The organism is Escherichia sp. WS2035 (assembly GCF_046487065.1).
Taxonomy (GTDB): domain Bacteria; phylum Pseudomonadota; class Gammaproteobacteria; order Enterobacterales; family Enterobacteriaceae; genus Escherichia; species Escherichia coli.
The window spans coordinates 141680-159809 of the sequence record NZ_JBJQKD010000003.1; the positions used below are offsets into that span (position 1 = coordinate 141680).

Here is an 18130-nt window from a genome sequence, read left to right on the forward strand (position 1 = left end):
AAAATGCCCGGTTGTGAAAAGCAACCGGGCATCATTTTTATTTCGCTTTCGCAGTTTCTTCGCCGACCAGACCTATTTTCAGGTAACCCGCCTGATGCAGCGTATCCATTACCTTCATCAACGTCTCGTAATCGACGGTTTTATCCGCACGGAAGAAGATGGTGGTGTCTTTCTTGCCTTCGGTTAACGCATTCAACGCCGTAATCATTGTTTCATCGGTGACCGGATCGTTACCAATAAACATCGAGTTGTCTGCTTTCACCGACAGATAAACCGGTTTTTCCGGGCGCGGCTGCGGCGTGCTGGTAGAAGCAGGCAAATTCACCTTCACATCTACCGTCGCTAACGGTGCCGCCACCATAAAGATAATCAGCAAAACCAACATCACGTCGATAAACGGCGTCACGTTGATATCATGCATTTCGCCGTTATCGTCGAGGTTTTCGTTAAGATGCATCGCCATCGGACATTATCCTGCACGTAATTTTTGTGCGACACGAACCGGATGCGCAGCGGCGCTGGCTTCCAGATCCAGGTCACGGCTTTGCAGCAACAATACCTGCGCTGCAACATCACCCAGCATCGCTTTAAAGCCGCCAATCTGGCGTGCAAATACGTTATAGATAACGACCGCAGGAATCGCTGCCACGAGGCCGATTGCCGTTGCTAACAGAGCTTCTGCAATACCCGGCGCAACGACTGCCAGGTTAGTGGTCTGCGTTTGCGCGATACCAATAAAGCTGTTCATGATGCCCCAGACCGTACCAAACAGACCAACGAACGGCGAAATCGCGCCGATGGTTGCCAGATAGCCGTTACCACGGCCCATTTGACGACCTACTGCGGCGACCCGACGCTCCAGACGGAAGCTGGTACGTTCTTTAATACCTTCGTTATCGTCGCTGCCTTCTGACAGTTCCAGCTCATTCTGCGCTTCATTGAGCAAATGCAGGCTCAAGCTTTTGCTACCAAAATCAGCAGCGATATCGTTGGCCTGGTTTAAGGAACGCGCTTCAGCCAGCAGTTGCTGCTCGCGCTTAAGACGACGCTTCTGATTGAAGAACTCCACGCTCTTACTGAAGAAGATTGCCCAGGTGACTACGGAGGCCAAAATAAGCCCAATCATCACGCACTTAACGACAATATCGGCGTGCTGATACATACCCCAGACGGAGAGGTCCGTCTGCATTAAATTATTACCCACTGTGTATCTCCAGGACGCAAGTCACAAAATCTGTGCATAATAATATCAAAACGACGTCGAATTGATAGTCGTTCTCATTACTATTTGCATACTGCCGTACCTTTGCTTTCTTTTCCTTGCGTTTACGCAGTAAAAAAGTCACCAGCACGCCATTTGCGAAAATTTTCTGCTTTATGCCAATTCTTCAGGATGCGCCCGCGAATATTCATGCTAGTTTAGACATCCAGACGTATAAAAACAGGAATCCCGACATGGCGGACAAAAAGCTTGATACTCAACTGGTGAATGCAGGACGCAGCAAAAAATACACGCTCGGTGCGGTAAATAGCGTGATTCAGCGCGCGTCTTCGCTGGTCTTTGACAGTGTAGAAGCCAAAAAACACGCGACACGTAATCGCGCCAATGGCGAGTTGTTCTATGGACGGCGTGGAACGTTAACCCATTTCTCCTTACAACAAGCGATGTGTGAACTGGAAGGTGGCGCAGGCTGTGTGCTATTTCCCTGCGGGGCGGCAGCGGTTGCTAATTCCATTCTTGCTTTTGTCGAACAGGGCGATCATGTGTTGATGACCAACACCGCTTATGAACCGAGTCAGGATTTCTGTAGCAAAATCCTCAGCAAACTGGGCGTAACGACATCGTGGTTTGATCCGCTGATTGGTGCCGATATCGTTAAGCATCTGCAGCCAAACACTAAAATCGTGTTTCTGGAATCGCCAGGTTCCATCACCATGGAAGTCCACGATGTTCCGGCGATTGTTGCCGCCGTACGCAGTGTGGTCCCGGATGCCATCATTATGATCGACAACACCTGGGCAGCCGGTGTGCTGTTTAAGGCGCTGGATTTTGGCATCGATGTTTCTATTCAGGCCGCCACCAAATATCTGGTTGGGCATTCAGATGCGATGATTGGCACTGCCGTGTGCAATGCCCGTTGCTGGGAGCAGCTGCGAGAGAATGCCTATCTGATGGGCCAGATGGTCGATGCCGATACCGCCTATATAACCAGCCGTGGCCTGCGCACATTAGGTGTGCGTTTGCGCCAACATCATGAAAGCAGTCTGAAAGTGGCTGAATGGCTGGCAGAACATCCCCAAGTAGCGCGAGTTAACCACCCTGCTCTGCCTGGCAGTAAAGGCCACGAATTCTGGAAACGAGACTTTACAGGCAGCAGCGGGCTATTTTCCTTTGTGCTTAAGAAAAAACTCAATAATGAAGAGCTGGCGAACTATCTGGATAACTTCAGTTTATTCAGCATGGCCTACTCGTGGGGCGGGTATGAATCGTTGATCCTGGCGAATCAACCAGAACATATCGCCGCCATTCGCCCACAAGGCGAGATCGATTTTAGCGGGACCTTGATTCGCCTGCATATTGGTCTGGAAGATGTCGACGATCTGATTGCCGATCTGGACGCCGGTTTTGCGCGAATTGTATAACATTGCCACTTTTGGACAATTTTGCAGACATTTTATTGTGAAAAGTCTTAAATTGTTGCGTCTGGGATCAAGGCGTCCCGGACGATTCAGGAGTACAATAGGCAGATAAAGGCTTAAACGCTGTTCCACAGGAAAGTCCATGGCTGTTATTCAAGATATCATCGCTGCGCTCTGGCAACACGACTTTGCCGCGCTGGCGGACCCTCATATTGTTAGCGTTGTTTACTTTGTTATGTTTGCCACGCTGTTTTTAGAAAACGGCTTGCTGCCCGCCTCATTTTTGCCAGGCGACAGCTTGTTGATATTGGCTGGCGCATTGATTGCCCAGGGGGTTATGGATTTTCTGCCTACGATTGCGATTCTGACCGCCGCAGCAAGTCTGGGCTGCTGGCTAAGTTATATTCAGGGGCGCTGGTTAGGGAATACCAAAACGGTGAAAGGCTGGCTGGCACAGCTTCCTGCTAAATATCACCAGCGCGCCACCTGCATGTTTGACCGCCACGGTCTGCTGGCGCTGCTGGCTGGACGTTTTCTTGCATTTGTCCGTACGCTGCTGCCAACCATGGCGGGAATTTCCGGTCTGCCAAACCGCCGCTTCCAGTTTTTCAACTGGTTAAGCGGATTGCTGTGGGTCAGCGTGGTAACCAGTTTCGGCTATGCCTTAAGTATGATTCCGTTCGTTAAACGCCATGAAGATCAGGTAATGACGTTCCTGATGATCCTGCCAATTGCCTTGTTAACCGCTGGCTTGTTGGGCACGCTGTTTGTGGTGATTAAAAAAAAATACTGTAACGCCTGACGATTTTCCCCGTTCCCGGTTGCTGTACCGGGAACGTATTTAATTCCCCTGCATCGCCCGCATTCTTGCCGCATCTTCCCCCGGCGTCACACCGAAGTAACGTTTAAACTCACGGCTAAATTGCGATGCGCTTTCATAGCCGACGCGCATCGCCGCCGCGCTGGCCTTCATGCCGTCGTGGATGATCATCATCCGCGCCTTATGCAGACGGTAATTCTTCAAATACTGCAACGGCGAGGTGCTGGTGACAGACTTAAAATTATGGTGGAACGCCGATACGCTCATGTTAGCTTCTGCCGCCAGTTGCTCGACGCTCAGGTTTTCGGTGTATTTATTCTCAATCCGTTTCAGCACGCGACTAATCAGGCTGAAGTGAGTCTGGCGGCTGACCAGTGCCAGTAACGCGCCGCCGCAAGGTCCGGTCAGCACGTAGTACAGAATTTCGCGGATGATCTGTTTGCCGAGAATACGCGCATCCAGCGGTCGCTCCATCACGTCGAGTAACCGCTCCGCCGCGCATAAAATCTCTTCTGATAACGTGGCAGAGTTAATCCCGCTGGCTGCCATCGACGGCTGGAAATGCTCATCTTCGCCAATGTCCATCAACAGTTCCTGTAACTGCAAAATATCGACATTGAGACGCAACCCTGCCAGCGGCACCTCTGACGTGGCATAGGTTTCGCACTCAAACGGCAACGGCACCGTCAGCAGCAGGTATTCATTGGCATCATAACGAAACACGCGTTCATTGATATAACCGATTTTATGCCCGGAAAAGAGAATTATGATGCCAGGCTCGTACATCACCGGTGTGCGTGCGAAAGGCGTCTCGCCATACAACAAACGCACATCGGGCAACAGCTCTGACAAACTATTTTCTTTATTTTTCAGTTTATTAACTTTATCCGCCAGCAAGCGGCAAATCTCTTCACGTTTCATATCGCGTAATTTCTTAGGAATAATGCGGCAATTTGATTGTGCGCAATTTTGTAGCATTTCTCCAGCACTCTGGAGAAATAGGCAAGACATTGGCAGAAATGAGCATTGAGAGGTACGGCGCTGGCGACCACAATGAAAAACATCAGGCAGACCGATCTCTGCCCTCATATTGACCCAGCAAAGGGAGCAAGTAATGAACAACTTTAATCTGCACACCCCAACCCGCATTCTGTTTGGTAAAGGCGCAATCGCTGGTTTACGCGAACAAATTCCTCACGATGCTCGCGTATTGATTACCTACGGCGGCGGCAGCGTGAAAAAAACCGGCGTTCTCGATCAAGTTCTGGATGCCCTGAAAGGCATGGACGTGCTGGAATTTGGCGGTATTGAACCAAACCCGGCTTATGAAACGCTGATGAACGCCGTGAAACTGGTTCGCGAACAAAAAGTGACTTTTCTGCTGGCGGTTGGCGGCGGTTCTGTACTGGACGGCACCAAATTTATCGCCGCAGCGGCTAACTATCCGGAAAATATCGATCCGTGGCACATTCTGCAAACGGGCGGCAAAGAGATTAAAAGCGCCATCCCGATGGGCTGTGTGCTGACGCTGCCAGCAACCGGTTCAGAATCCAACGCAGGCGCGGTGATCTCCCGTAAAACCACAGGCGACAAGCAGGCGTTCCATTCTGCCCATGTTCAGCCCGTATTTGCCGTGCTCGATCCGGTTTATACCTACACCCTGCCGCCGCGTCAGGTGGCTAACGGCGTAGTGGACGCCTTTGTACACACCGTGGAACAGTATGTTACCAAACCGGTTGATGCCAAAATTCAGGACCGTTTCGCAGAAGGCATTTTGCTGACGCTGATCGAAGATGGTCCGAAAGCCCTGAAAGAGCCAGAAAACTACGATGTGCGCGCCAACGTCATGTGGGCGGCGACTCAGGCGCTGAACGGTTTGATCGGCGCTGGCGTACCGCAGGACTGGGCAACGCATATGCTGGGCCACGAACTGACTGCGATGCACGGTCTGGATCACGCGCAAACACTGGCTATCGTCCTGCCTGCACTGTGGAATGAAAAACGCGATACCAAGCGCGCTAAGCTGCTGCAATATGCTGAACGCGTCTGGAATATCACTGAAGGTTCAGACGATGAGCGTATTGACGCCGCGATTGCCGCAACCCGCAATTTCTTTGAGCAATTAGGCGTGCCGACCCACCTCTCCGACTACGGTCTGGACGGCAGCTCCATCCCGGCTTTGCTGAAAAAACTGGAAGAGCACGGCATGACCCAACTGGGCGAAAATCATGACATTACGCTGGATGTCAGCCGCCGTATATACGAAGCCGCCCGCTAAGCTTTTTACGCCTCAAACTTTCGTTTTCGGGCATTTCGTCCAGACTTAAGTTCACAACACCTCACCGGAGCCTGCTCCGGTGAGTTCATATAAAGGAGGAACGTATGGCTAATCCAACCGTTATTAAGCTACAGGATGGCAATGTCATGCCCCAGCTGGGACTGGGCGTCTGGCAAGCAAGTAATGAGGAAGTAATCACCGCCATTCAAAAAGCGTTAGAAGTGGGTTATCGCTCGATTGATACCGCCGCGGCCTACAAGAACGAAGAAGGTGTCGGCAAAGCCCTGAAAAATGCCTCAGTCAACAGAGAAGAACTGTTCATCACCACTAAGCTGTGGAACGACGACCACAAGCGCCCCCGCGAAGCCCTGCTCGACAGCCTGAAAAAACTCCAGCTTGATTATATCGACCTCTACTTAATGCACTGGCCCGTTCCCGCTATCGACCATTATGTCGAAGCATGGAAGGGCATGATCGAATTGCAAAAAGAGGGATTAATCAAAAGCATTGGCGTGTGCAACTTCCAGATCCATCACCTGCAACGCCTGATTGATGAAACTGGCGTGACGCCTGTGATAAACCAGATCGAACTTCACCCGCTGATGCAACAACGCCAGCTACATGCCTGGAACGCGACACACAAAATCCAGACCGAATCCTGGAGTCCATTAGCGCAAGGTGGGAAAGGTGTTTTCGATCAGAAAGTCATTCGCGATCTGGCAGATAAATACGGCAAAACCCCTGCGCAGATTGTTATCCGCTGGCATCTGGATAGCGGCCTGGTGGTGATCCCAAAATCGGTCACACCTTCACGCATTGTCGAAAACTTTGATGTCTGGGATTTCCGTCTCGACAAAGACGAACTTGGCGAAATTGCAAAACTCGATCAGGGCAAGCGTCTCGGTCCCGATCCTGACCAGTTCGGCGGCTAACGTGCAAATTCTCCCGGTGGCGGTAATGTTCCGCTACCGGACTTTTCAGAAATCATTTATTCCCCTCGCGTCCCGCCCGTTGCTACTCTTCCTTGTTCAGGAATGCCAAATATAAGGACATCATCATGCAGAGCCGGAAGCTCTTAAAAGAACAACTCATCTATATCCGGGATAAACGCAACGGAGAGGTGAAAAACAGATGAAAATAATACTTCTGTTTTTAGCAGCCCTGGCAAGTTTTACCGTACACGCACAGCCCCCCTCACAGACCGTAGAACAAACAGTCCGGCATATTTATCAGAACTATAAATCAGATGCCACTGCCCCTTATTTTGGTGAAACCGGAGAGCGAGCGATAACTTCTGCGCGTATTCAACAGGCGCTTATCCTGAACGACAATCTTACGCTGCCGGGCAATATTGGCTGGCTGGATTATGATCCGGTTTGTGATTGTCAGGATTTTGGCAATCTGGTGTTAGAAAGCGTAGCGATAACCCAAACTGACGCCGATCATGCCGATGCCGCTGTGCGCTTTCGTATCTTTCAAGACGATAAAGAAAAGACCTCGCAGACACTGAAAATGGTGGCGGAAAATGGTCGTTGGGTCATTGACGATATTGTCAGCAATCATGGCAGCGTCTTACAAGCGGTTAATAGCGAGAATGAAAAAACGCTGGCCACTATAGCTTCGTTGCAAAAAGAACAGCCGGAAGCCTTTGTTGCCGAACTCTTTGAACATATTGCTGATTATAGCTGGCCGTGGACGTGGGTGGTTTCCGACTCTTACCGCCAGGCGGTCAATGCCTTCTATAAAACCACCTTCAAGACGGCCAACAATCCCGATGAAGATATGCAAATAGAACGGCAATTTATTTACGACAATCCGATCTGTTTTGGCGAAGAGTCGTTATTTTCCCGCGTTGATGAAATTCGAGTCCTGGAGAAAACCACCGATTCCGCCCGCATTCATGTTCGCTTTACGCTGACCAATGGCAACAACGAAGAGCAAGAACTGATTTTACAGCGGCGCGAAGGTAAGTGGGAAATCGCTGATTTTATCCGCCCGAACAGCGGCAGCCTACTTAAGCAGATTGAGGCAAAAACCGCCGCCAGATTAAAACAATGAGCTGAATTAAATAACAATTAGCCGGAACAATAAATAAAAGGGAACACTATATGAAAACGATTTTCACCGTGGGAGCTGTTGTTCTGGCAACCTGCTTGCTCAGTGGCTGCGTCAATGAGCAAAAGGTCAATCAACTGGCGAGCAATGTGCAAACATTAAATGCAAAAATCGCCCGGCTTGAGCAGGATATGAAAGCATTACGCCCACAAATCTATGCTGCCAAATCCGAAGCTAACAGAGCCAATACGCGTCTTGATGCACAGGACTATTTCGACTGCCTGCGCTGCTTGCGTATGTACGCAGAATGATAAAAAAATCCCCGGCAGCATTCTGTTACCGGGGATATTTTTTAACGTCCAACCGCCGCTTTAGGGCGTTTCTTCGCACCAGCATTCTGCAGGCGAGATTGCGTAGACGACGCTTTTTTTGCCGTAGCAGGCGTCTGACGCTGGGTCGCCATCGGCGTATGTTTAGTCAACGCCGGACGGGTATTGCGGTTCTGGCGACGAGCCTCACGCATCTCTTCAATAGTTGGCGCAGGCACTAAGCAATCGCGACGGCTGCCAATCAGATGCTTTTTGCCCATCGCTTCCAGCGCCTGGCGGATTAACGGCCAGTTTGCCGGATCGTGGTAACGCAACAACGCTTTATGCAAACGACGCTGTTTGTCGCCCTTCGGCACGAAGACGTCTTCACTCTTATAACCAATCTTCGCCAGCGGGTTTTTGCCGGTGTAATACATGGTGGTCGAGTTAGCCAGCGGCGACGGATAGAAGTTCTGCACCTGGTCGAGGCGGAAGCGATGCTTTTTCAGCCATAGCGCCAGATTCACCATATCTTCATCACGCGTACCCGGGTGCGCGGAGATGAAATACGGGATCAGATACTGTTCTTTACCTGCCTGTTTCGAGTAAGTATCGAACAGCTCTTTAAAGCGGTCATAGCTGCCCATGCCCGGCTTCATCATCTTCGATAACGGCCCTTCTTCGGTATGTTCCGGGGCAATCTTCAGATAACCGCCAACGTGATGGGTCGCCAGCTCTTTGATATAGCGCGGATCTTCTACAGCGATGTCATAACGCACACCAGAGGCAATCAGGATCTTTTTAATGCCTTTCAGATCACGCGCACGGCGATAGAGATTGATGGTCGGTTCATGATTAGTGTCCATGTGCGAACAAATATCCGGATAAACGCACGACAAACGACGGCAGGTTTGCTCAGCGCGTGGCGATTTGCAGCGCAACATATACATGTTGGCAGTAGGCCCACCGAGATCGGAAATCACGCCCGTAAAACCTGGAACAGTGTCGCGGATCGCTTCGATCTCATTAATAATCGAATCTTCGGAACGGCTCTGAATAATGCGCCCTTCGTGCTCGGTAATAGAACAGAAAGAGCAGCCGCCAAAGCAGCCACGCATAATGTTGACCGAGAAACGAATCATTTCGTAAGCCGGAATTCGGGCATTACCGTAAGCCGGATGCGGCACGCGCTTGTACGGCAGCGCAAAGACGCTATCCATCTCTTCGGTAGAAAGCGGAATAGCAGGCGGGTTGATCCATACATAGCGGTCGCCATGTTTTTGCATCAATGCGCGGGCGCAGCCTGGGTTAGTTTCGTGGTGCAGAATGCGCGAAGCATGGGCGTACAGCACTTTATCGCCCTTCACTTTCTCGAAAGAAGGCAGCAACACGTAGGTTTTTTCCCACGGTTTCGGGCGTGGTGGCTGCACGGTTACAGATTTGGCTTCCTGCTTTTTCGGAGCTACCGGTTTGTTATCCGCGCACGGCAAATCTTCGCCATACGGATGCGGGATTGGGTCGATTTTCCCAGGGGTATCAAGACGGGTGGAATCCACACCGCTCCAGCCTGGCAACGCCTCTTTTACGATAATCGCGGTATTACGCACATCGCGGATTTCACTAATCGGCTCGCCCATCGCCAGACGGTGCGCCACTTCCACCAGCGGACGCTCACCGTTACCAAACATCAGCATGTCGGCTTTCGAATCCACCAGCACGGAACGGCGCACGGTATCCGACCAGTAATCATAGTGCGCGGTACGGCGCAGGCTGGCCTCAATACCGCCGAGGATCACCGGCACATCTTTCCACGCCTCTTTACAACGTTGGGTATAAACCAGTGTGGCGCGATCCGGACGCTTACCCGCGACATTATCTGGCGTGTAGGCATCGTCATGACGTAAACGGCGATCGGCGGTATAGCGGTTGATCATCGAGTCCATGTTGCCAGCAGTAACACCGAAAAACAGATTCGGTTTACCCAGACGCATAAAGTCGTCTTTGCTGCTCCAGTCTGGCTGGGCGATGATCCCGACGCGAAAGCCCTGCGCTTCCAGCATACGACCGCAAATCGCCATCCCGAAGCTTGGGTGATCGACATACGCGTCGCCAGTAACCAAAATGATGTCGCAGCTATCCCAGCCAAGTTGATCCATCTCTTCACGTGACATCGGCAAAAACGGTGCCGGTCCAAAACAGGCGGCCCAGTACTGCGGCCAGGAGAACAGGTCGCGATCCGGTTGGATCAGGGAGATAGAGCTCATTTTGCTTCCAGAAATGGTAAAAAAATAATCAAAGGCCGGGGATTATACGCTGTATCACGCGCGGAAATGAAGTGATGTTGATGAACGGTGGCGAAATACCCTGGTGAGGTTTTTCACTGCCCGACTTGGGCAAGCACATTTAAGGCTGGCGGTATCGTGGCAACTGCCGCTACTATTTATGCCGATCAGCAACGTTCAAATCATATTGCACGACGATCGGCTATCCGAGGACACCCACAGTAAGGCAAGGTATGGAACAGGTTATTACAAAGCGCCGCTATTACGATATTGGTCTACAGATTGAAGAGCTGCTGTATTCAGGCGTATTCAAAGCCGGAGAACGCTTACCTTCAGAACGTGAACTGAGCGAGCGGTTTAATACCAGCCGAACTACCATTCGTGAAGCCATCATTATGCTGGAACTGAAAGGCGTATTGAATGTGAAGCAAGGGTCAGGGATTTTTTTTGTCGACTCCACCGATAAGCTCAACCAGAAATCATTAATGCCCTATTCAGAAATTGGCCCGTTTGAACTGTTGCAGGCGCGTCAGGTGATTGAGAGCAATATTACTGGTTTTGCAGCCAGCCAGATTAGCTTTAACGAGTTACAAGAGTTAAAGAAAATCATTAGTTTGCAGGAAAACGCTATCGCTGCGGAAAGTGATAGATTTGAAGACCTGGATCATCGTTTTCATAGCATTATTGCCGAAGCGACGCAAAATCGGGTACTCATCAAACAAGCCGCTGAATTATGGCGGGCAGTGCGTACAGAAAACCCCCGCTGGAAGAAACTTAACTACAAGTACCTGCATGAAAAGCATTTGCGTCTGCAATGGCTGGAAGATCACCGGGCTATTTTCCTGGCTCTGCAACAGAAAGATTCAGAGCTCGCCAGGGAAGCGTCCTGGAGACATCTGGAAAACAGCAAAAATGAACTGATCAAAATCTTCAAACAAGACGCTTCCATCAGCGATTTTGATGACTTTTTCTTCGCTCGTTAACCTTCATTAGTCCAGAGCTGGCGGGAAAAATAACGCCGGCTCTGCCTTTCGCCCTCCACTGGTACACGCTCTCTTTTTAATTGGTCTAATAAATCGACTATCATCAGATATCTTAGATTAGCGGCAATTATCCTAAAAACTGACCTCTAAAAAACTTTCCTTTCATTTTATTCATATAACTCATTGATACAGATATAAATAACGCCTTGTTGTTCTGTTTCGTACTTTTACCTTTCTCTGCAAGCGTGATGCATCTCTCTGTTTTTGGTCTAGTGAATTATGTAAATTGGTCTACAAACAAGTCGTCAGGAGTAAGAGCATAATGTCAGGGAACGAAAGTATCGCTGCCGCCCACTATGATCAGGTAACCACCTGGCCTCGGGACGGGTTACAGGCAGATATTGTCCATATTGGTTTTGGCGCTTTTCATCGCGGACACCAGGCTGTCTACACGGATCTCACTAATCAACTTTCGGACACCCGCTGGGGGATCTTTGAGATCAACCTGTTTGGTGATGCTCAACTGATCGAAAACTTAAATGCGCAAAATGGGCTGTTTTCGGTTGTGGAAACATCTGCATCGCAATCTACCTCACGCCTTGTGCGTTCGGTGGCTGGCGGTATTCATACCCCCAGAGATGGCATTGCCGCAGCAATCCATAAACTGGCTGAACCTCAGGTAAAAATCGTTTCATTAACCATCACCGAGAAAGGTTATTGCCTCGATCCGCAAACACGTTCACTTGATCTCACCAATGGATTAATCCAACACGATCTACAAAACCCGGATGCGCCTCTGTCAGCTATTGGCGTGATCGTCTGTGCTTTGCAACAACGTAAAGCGGCAGGACTCGCCGCTTTTAGTGTGCTCTCCTGTGACAACTTGCCAGACAATGGGCATCTGACGCGCAATGCCGTTCTCGGTTTTGCCCGACAACTGGACCAGCCCCTGGCTCAGTGGATCGAAGAAAATGTCTCATTTCCAGGCACGATGGTAGATCGCATTGTTCCGGCAATGACTGAATCGCAATTCGCCTTACTGGAAACGAAAACCGGTTATGCCGATCCCTGCGGGATCGTCTGCGAATCATTTCGTCAGTGGGTGATCGAAGATAATTTTGTGCGCGGACGACCGGAATGGGATAAAGCCGGCGCGATGTTTGTCAGCAATGTTCAGCCTTATGAAGAGATGAAGTTACGCATGTTAAATGGTAGCCATTCATTTCTGGCTTATAACGGCTCTTTGGCAGGCTATGAGTTTATCTGGCAATGCATGGAAGACGCTAATTTTCGTTCCATTACCCACCAACTGATGATTAATGAACAAGCCCGAACACTTAATCCAGACTTAAATATCAACATCCAGGAATACGCCGACCTGTTAATTGAACGCTTTAGCAACCGTAACGTTGCACACCGTACCGGGCAAATAGCCATGGACGGTTCACAAAAGCTTCCCCAGCGTGCACTGACGCCCTGGCTGAAATTACATCAGCAAAAGCAAAACAATGCTGTTCTGTCACTGCTCGTTGCTGGTTGGTTGCATTATGTCATTGATGTTGTTGAGAAAAGCCAGTCTGTCGCTGATCCAATGAATGACCAATTTCAGGCGCTAATAAAGGAACAACAAGACGCATGGCAACAGGCGCTCGCATTACTGCACCTTAGCGCCATATTTGGTGATTTAAGCAACCATCAGCCATTTATAAATGAAATAAAAATCGCCTTTGCAAATATAAAAAACAAAGGCATCAAGGCCACCATCAGCCAATTATTATCGGATGAGCAGAAATGAAAACATTAATTTGTCAGCAGCCTGGCGTTATGGAATATGTGGAAAAGGATATTCCCACACCAGCAGATAATGAAGTGCTGTTAAAAATCAAAGCTGTGGGTATTTGTGGTACTGATATTCACGCTTTTGCCGGCAGACAGCCTTTTTTTAGCTACCCACGTGTATTAGGTCATGAAATATGCGCCGAAGCGGTTTCGCGAGGCAGCCAGTGCCAAACAGCACAATCAGGCCAGCGCTATTCCGTCATCCCATGCATTCCATGTGGCGAGTGCGCAGCCTGTCGGGAAAAGAAAACGAACTGCTGCGAACGTGTTTCGCTGTATGGCGTGCATCAGGATGGGGGCTTTAGTGAGTACCTTGCGGTACGTGAAGACAACCTTGTGCCTCTCCCTGACGAGGTCAGCGACAGTGCCGGAGCATTGGTTGAATGTTTCGCCATTGGTGCACATGCCGTTCGTCGGGCAGAGATCAAGGCTGAACAAAACGTACTGGTGATTGGCGCTGGGCCAATCGGTCTGGCTACCGCAGCCATCGCCAGGGCTAAAGGGGCGCATGTTGTTGTTGCTGATATTGACTGTCAACGTCGCCAGCACGTTGTGGATCATCTGGCAATTAATGTCTTCGACCCAACACAGGAAGGTTTTATTGCCGCGCTTAGTGAAGTATTTGGCGGCGAACTGGCTTGCGTAGTCCTGGATGCGACGGGAAATAAAGCTTCAATGAGTCATGATGTAAATCTTATTCGTCATGGCGGCAAAATTGTTTTCATCGGTTTGTACATTGGTGAACTTGTTATTGACGATCCGACCTTCCATAAAAAAGAGACAACGTTACTCAGCAGCCGCAATGCCACACGGGAAGATTTTGCGTTGGTGATTGAACTGATGCGCAGCAATAAAATTCACGAAAATTTAATGAAAAACCAGGCGTTCAATTTCTTTAGTGTTGGCGAAGATTACCAGCGTAACGTTGTAGAAAATAAAAATATGGTCAAGGGTGTGATCACTTTTTAAGGGAACATATATGACAACTGTTTATGTCAGTGAAGAAAATTTAAAATCACTGGTGCACCACAAATTACATACCGCCGGGCTGGATGCCGACACTGCACAACAGGTGACAGATGTTTTAATACATGCCGATATTACAGGTGTGCATTCACATGGAGTTATGCGTGTCGAACATTATTGTACCCGCCTTGCTGCCGGAGGGTTAAATAAAGCCCCGCAGTTTAGTATTGAGCAAATTTCACCGTCAGTGGCCATTCTCGACTCTGACGACGGAATGGGGCATTCGGCATTAATTAGCGCCACTGAGCACGCTATTAAACTGGCCCTGGAAGAGGGTCTCGGTTTTGTTAGCGTTAAAAATACGTCTCACTGTGGCGCGTTATCTTATTTTGCAGAGATGGTCACCAACAAAGGGTTGGTTGCTATCGTAATGACGCAAACCGATACCTGCGTGGCTCCCCATGGCGGCGCCGAGCGCTTTTTGGGTACTAACCCCATCGCCTTTGGTTTCCCGGTGGAAAACAGCCATCCGATGATTGTTGATATGGCAACCAGTGCCACGGCTTTTGGCAAAATACTTCATGCAAAGGAAACAGGAAAACATATTGGTGAAGGGCTGGCGATAGATAAAGACGGTTATGGCACCACTGATCCGCATAAGATTGAAAACCTGCTACCTTTCGGCCAACACAAAGGTTCAGGCATTGCGCTGGCTATTGATGCACTGACTGGCATGCTGATGAATGCGAATTTTGGCAACCATATTGTTCGCATGTATGGTGATTATGACAAGATGCGTAAGCTGGCAAGTTTGGTTATTGCCATCGATCCGAAAAAGCTCGGCAATCCTGTTTTTGCAAAAACCATGGCGCAAATGGTCACGGAGTTGCATGCCGTTAAACCGGCTCCCGGTATCGAAAAAGTGTTAGCGCCGAACGATCCGCAAATGCACTACAAAGAAAAATGCCAACAGGAAGGTATTCCGGTTCCAGCAGGAATATTCCATTATCTGGCAGAGAATTAATCACTACTTTTTATTATAACGATAGAAAAGCGCTGTATTTATCGTTTCTGTTATATTAACCAGGAGCAGGATATGAAAGCACTTCGTCCTCTGACGGCATCGCTTATGCTGTTAACCAGTTGTTTATTAATATCTAATACCACACTGGCAAAAACAACATTAAAACTGAGTCATAATCAGGATAAAAGCCATGCTGTCCATAAAGCATTAAGCTATTTAGCGGATAAAACCAAAGAGTATTCTAATGGTGAATTAGTTATTCGCATTTACCCAAATGCGACATTAGGCAATGAGCGTGAATCACTGGAATTAATGAACTCCGGTGCATTACAGATGGTTAAGGTTAATGCTGCATCACTAGAATCATTTGCCCCGGATTACAGCCTTTTCAGTCTGCCGTTCTTATTCCGCGACCGTGATCACTATTATCGTGTTCTGCAAAGTGATTTAGGTAAAAAAATACTTAAGTCATCAGAAAGCAAAGGTTTTGTTGGTATTACGTACTATGACGGCGGTGCGAGAAGTTTTTATTCCAATAAACCGATTACAAAACCCGAAGATTTAGCGGGAATGAAAATCAGGGTTCAACAAAGCCCCAGCGCCATTGCAATGATGAAAGCACTCGGTGGTGTCGCTACCCCGATGGCGCAAGGCGAACTCTACACCGCACTTCAGCAAGGAGTGGTTGATGGCGGAGAGAACAATACCGTTGTCTATTCCGATATGCGTCACGCCGAAGTCGCAAAAGTCTATTCACGTGATGAACACACCATGGTACCTGATGTGTTAATTATCAGCACCGACGTGTTGAATAAACTTGGTGATAAAGAGCGCACGGCATTATTAAAAGCAGCCGATGAGTCAATGATGCAGATGAAGGACGTCATCTGGCCTGCGGCTGAAAAAGAAGCCTACGACAAAATGAAAGGGATGAACGCAACAGTTGTTGATGTTGATAAATCCGCTTTCAAAGAACGCGTCAAACCGTTATACGATGAATTCAAGGCGAAAGATGCACAATCAGCCAAAAACCTTGAGCTAGTAGAAAGTATGTAACCCTAATGGGCAGGTAATTCCTGCCTTTTCATGGAAGACTTATGCGAACACTCACTCATATTCTTAATAAGATCCTTGCCGGATGTTGCTGCATTATTCTCGCCATTATGGTGTTCTGCGTAACCTGGCAAGTTATTGCACGTTTTATTTTTAACGCTCCCAGCACTGTGCTTGATGAGTTCACCCAGATTTTATTTATGTGGATGATTTTACTTGGCGGTGTATATACTGCGGGGTTAAAAAAACATCTGGCCATTGATTTGTTGGCTCAAAAACTTCCGGCTGCATCTGTTCTGACGCTTGACAGTTTTATCCAAATTATTATTACGGTCTTTGCGGTTATTTTCATGATCTATGGCGGGAATATTGTTGTTGAAAAAGCACAACATGTTGGACAAATCTCTCCAGTATTAAAATGGCCAATGGATAAAGTATATTGGGTTATGCCTGTCAGTGGGCTTATTCTGGTCTGGTATTCAGTAATGAATATTATTGACAACTATCGTAAACGGAATTTTCATTAACGAGGGAAATATGGACTTTGAATATATCTACCCCGTCTTAATTTTATTTGGCAGTTTTGCCGTCATGCTGGCAATAGGTGTGCCAATTACTTTTGCGATTGGTCTTTCTTCGCTGTTATCTATTATTACTGCCTTACCACCCGATGCCGCCATTTCTGTGATTTCGCAAAAGATGACTGTGGGGCTGGATGGCTTTACGCTATTAGCCATTCCCTTCTTCGTGTTAGCCGGAAACATTATGAATACCGGTGGTATAGCCAGACGACTGGTTAACCTGGCGCAAGCATTAGTTGGGCGTCTTCCTGGCTCACTGGCTCATTGTAATATCCTCGCGAATACACTGTTTGGTGCGATTTCAGGTTCAGCCGTTGCGTCAGCCGCCGCGGTAGGTGGGATTATGTCACCACTGCAAGAAAAAGAGGGATATGATCCGGCGTTTTCAGCAGCGGTTAATATTGCCTCTGCCCCCATTGGCCTGATGATCCCACCGAGCAATGTGTTGATTGTTTATTCCCTTGCCAGTGGCGGGACTTCTGTCGCTGCGTTGTTCTTAGCTGGATATCTGCCGGGCATCCTCACCGCTGTTGCCTTAATGTTTGTAGCTGCACTTTATGCCCGACGTCACCATTATCCGGTGGCCGAGCGCATTAATTACCGTCAGTTTTTACAGGTATTCCGCGAATCAATTCCTAGCCTGATGCTTATTTTTATCATTATTGGCGGTATTATCGCGGGGGTATTTACGCCTACAGAAGCATCGGCAATTGCGGTAATTTATAGTTTAGCCCTGGCGATGATTTACCGGGAAATCACTCTTAAGAAGCTCAATGATATTCTGTTAGATTCGGTAGTAACCAGTTCAATTGTTCTGTTACTGGTAGGCTGCTCGATGGGGATGTCATGGGCCATGACGAATGCTGATGTTCCTGAGTTGATCAACGAACTGATTACCCGCGTTTCGGATAACAAATGGGTCATTCTGTTTATTATCAATATCATTCTGTTGATCGTTGGTACCTTTATGGATATCACGCCGGCGATCCTGATATTTACACCTATTTTCCTGCCGATCGCCCAGCATCTGGGGATTGATCCGATTCACTTCGGCATCATTATGGTTTTCAACTTAACCATTGGCCTTTGCACACCACCTGTCGGCACCATTCTGTTTGTGGGATGCAGCATTGGTAAGGTCAGTATCGACAGGGCAATAAAACCATTACTGCCGATGTTTCTGGCATTGTTTGTAGTAATGGCAATTATTTGTTATTTCCCGCAGCTTAGTCTGATGCTGCCAGGATTATTTTCGACCTGATACACAATGAAGACTGCATACTGAGTAATTTTCAATGCCC

17 protein-coding genes are annotated in these 18130 nt (G+C 48.6%); 13 read left to right on the forward strand and 4 right to left on the reverse strand.

Annotated features, from left to right (window positions below; all coding sequences use genetic code 11):
• Nucleotides 1-37: 37 nt before the first annotated feature.
• Both exbD and exbB read right to left on the reverse strand, forming a co-directional pair.
• Nucleotides 38-463 (reverse strand): TonB system transport protein ExbD, encoded by a 426-nt coding sequence (gene exbD / locus ACJHX4_RS07580; RefSeq protein ID WP_001240712.1) that lies wholly within the window; start codon nt 461-463, stop codon nt 38-40.
• 6 nt (nt 464-469) lie between these two features.
• Nucleotides 470-1204 carry a tol-pal system-associated acyl-CoA thioesterase gene (exbB, locus tag ACJHX4_RS07585; RefSeq protein ID WP_000527844.1) on the reverse strand — a complete coding sequence of 245 codons (735 nt, stop codon included), beginning with the start codon at nt 1202-1204 and terminating at the stop codon, nt 470-472.
• Nucleotides 1205-1455: 251 nt separating this feature from the next.
• Between exbB and metC the strand changes: the two genes are divergently transcribed.
• Complete coding sequence (gene metC / locus ACJHX4_RS07590) at nt 1456-2643, forward strand: cystathionine beta-lyase (protein ID WP_001299407.1); 1188 nt, start codon at nt 1456-1458, stop codon at nt 2641-2643.
• Between the two features lie 139 nt (nt 2644-2782).
• The gene (gene yghB / locus ACJHX4_RS07595; RefSeq protein ID WP_000268419.1) at nt 2783-3442 is read left to right on the forward strand and encodes a DedA family general envelope maintenance protein YghB; all 660 of its coding nucleotides are present in this window, start codon (nt 2783-2785) and stop codon (nt 3440-3442) included.
• 39 nt (nt 3443-3481) lie between these two features.
• Here the strand turns inward: yghB and yqhC are convergent, their stop codons facing one another.
• Nucleotides 3482-4381 (reverse strand): DNA-binding transcriptional regulator YqhC, encoded by a 900-nt coding sequence (gene yqhC / locus ACJHX4_RS07600; protein ID WP_001298382.1) that lies wholly within the window; start codon nt 4379-4381, stop codon nt 3482-3484.
• A 193-nt stretch (nt 4382-4574) separates the two neighbouring features.
• Here yqhC and yqhD point away from each other — a divergent pair, with 193 nt between their 5' ends.
• The 4 genes from yqhD to yqhH all read left to right on the forward strand — a co-directional run bounded on the left by yqhD (nt 4575) and on the right by yqhH (nt 8104).
• Nucleotides 4575-5738 carry an alcohol dehydrogenase gene (gene yqhD, locus ACJHX4_RS07605; protein ID WP_001058802.1) on the forward strand — a complete coding sequence of 388 codons (1164 nt, stop codon included), beginning with the start codon at nt 4575-4577 and terminating at the stop codon, nt 5736-5738.
• Nucleotides 5739-5842: 104 nt separating this feature from the next.
• Nucleotides 5843-6670, forward strand: a complete 828-nt coding sequence (dkgA, locus tag ACJHX4_RS07610) for a 2,5-didehydrogluconate reductase DkgA (protein ID WP_000013152.1) — start codon at nt 5843-5845, stop codon at nt 6668-6670.
• A gap of 199 nt (nt 6671-6869) precedes the next feature.
• Nucleotides 6870-7796 carry a YbjP/YqhG family protein gene (locus ACJHX4_RS07615; protein ID WP_000691604.1) on the forward strand — a complete coding sequence of 309 codons (927 nt, stop codon included), beginning with the start codon at nt 6870-6872 and terminating at the stop codon, nt 7794-7796.
• 50 nt (nt 7797-7846) lie between these two features.
• On the forward strand, nt 7847-8104 hold the full coding sequence (gene yqhH, locus ACJHX4_RS07620; RefSeq protein WP_000848528.1) for a lipoprotein YqhH: 258 nt from the start codon (nt 7847-7849) through the stop codon (nt 8102-8104).
• A 41-nt stretch (nt 8105-8145) separates the two neighbouring features.
• Here the strand turns inward: yqhH and ACJHX4_RS07625 are convergent, their stop codons facing one another.
• Nucleotides 8146-10365, reverse strand: a complete 2220-nt coding sequence (locus ACJHX4_RS07625) for a YgiQ family radical SAM protein (protein WP_000095204.1) — start codon at nt 10363-10365, stop codon at nt 8146-8148.
• A 251-nt stretch (nt 10366-10616) separates the two neighbouring features.
• Between ACJHX4_RS07625 and ACJHX4_RS07630 the strand changes: the two genes are divergently transcribed.
• The 7 genes from ACJHX4_RS07630 (at nt 10617) to ACJHX4_RS07660 (ending at nt 18090) form a co-directional block, all read left to right on the forward strand.
• Nucleotides 10617-11366, forward strand: coding sequence for a FadR/GntR family transcriptional regulator (locus tag ACJHX4_RS07630; protein ID WP_000438655.1), 750 nt, complete (start codon nt 10617-10619; stop codon nt 11364-11366).
• 322 nt (nt 11367-11688) lie between these two features.
• Complete coding sequence (locus ACJHX4_RS07635) at nt 11689-13161, forward strand: mannitol dehydrogenase family protein (protein WP_001296416.1); 1473 nt, start codon at nt 11689-11691, stop codon at nt 13159-13161.
• Nucleotides 13158-14174 carry a zinc-binding alcohol dehydrogenase family protein gene (locus ACJHX4_RS07640; protein WP_000853930.1) on the forward strand — a complete coding sequence of 339 codons (1017 nt, stop codon included), beginning with the start codon at nt 13158-13160 and terminating at the stop codon, nt 14172-14174. Before ACJHX4_RS07635 ends, ACJHX4_RS07640 begins: the two co-directional genes overlap by 4 nt.
• A gap of 10 nt (nt 14175-14184) precedes the next feature.
• Complete coding sequence (locus ACJHX4_RS07645; protein ID WP_000214530.1) at nt 14185-15195, forward strand: Ldh family oxidoreductase; 1011 nt, start codon at nt 14185-14187, stop codon at nt 15193-15195.
• Nucleotides 15196-15267: 72 nt separating this feature from the next.
• Entirely contained in the window at nt 15268-16251 is a 984-nt protein-coding gene (locus ACJHX4_RS07650) for a TRAP transporter substrate-binding protein (RefSeq protein ID WP_000645958.1), read from the forward strand.
• A 41-nt stretch (nt 16252-16292) separates the two neighbouring features.
• Nucleotides 16293-16775 carry a TRAP transporter small permease gene (locus ACJHX4_RS07655; protein ID WP_001259753.1) on the forward strand — a complete coding sequence of 161 codons (483 nt, stop codon included), beginning with the start codon at nt 16293-16295 and terminating at the stop codon, nt 16773-16775.
• Between the two features lie 10 nt (nt 16776-16785).
• Entirely contained in the window at nt 16786-18090 is a 1305-nt protein-coding gene (locus ACJHX4_RS07660; RefSeq protein ID WP_000345269.1) for a TRAP transporter large permease, read from the forward strand.
• Nucleotides 18091-18130 lie beyond the last annotated feature (40 nt).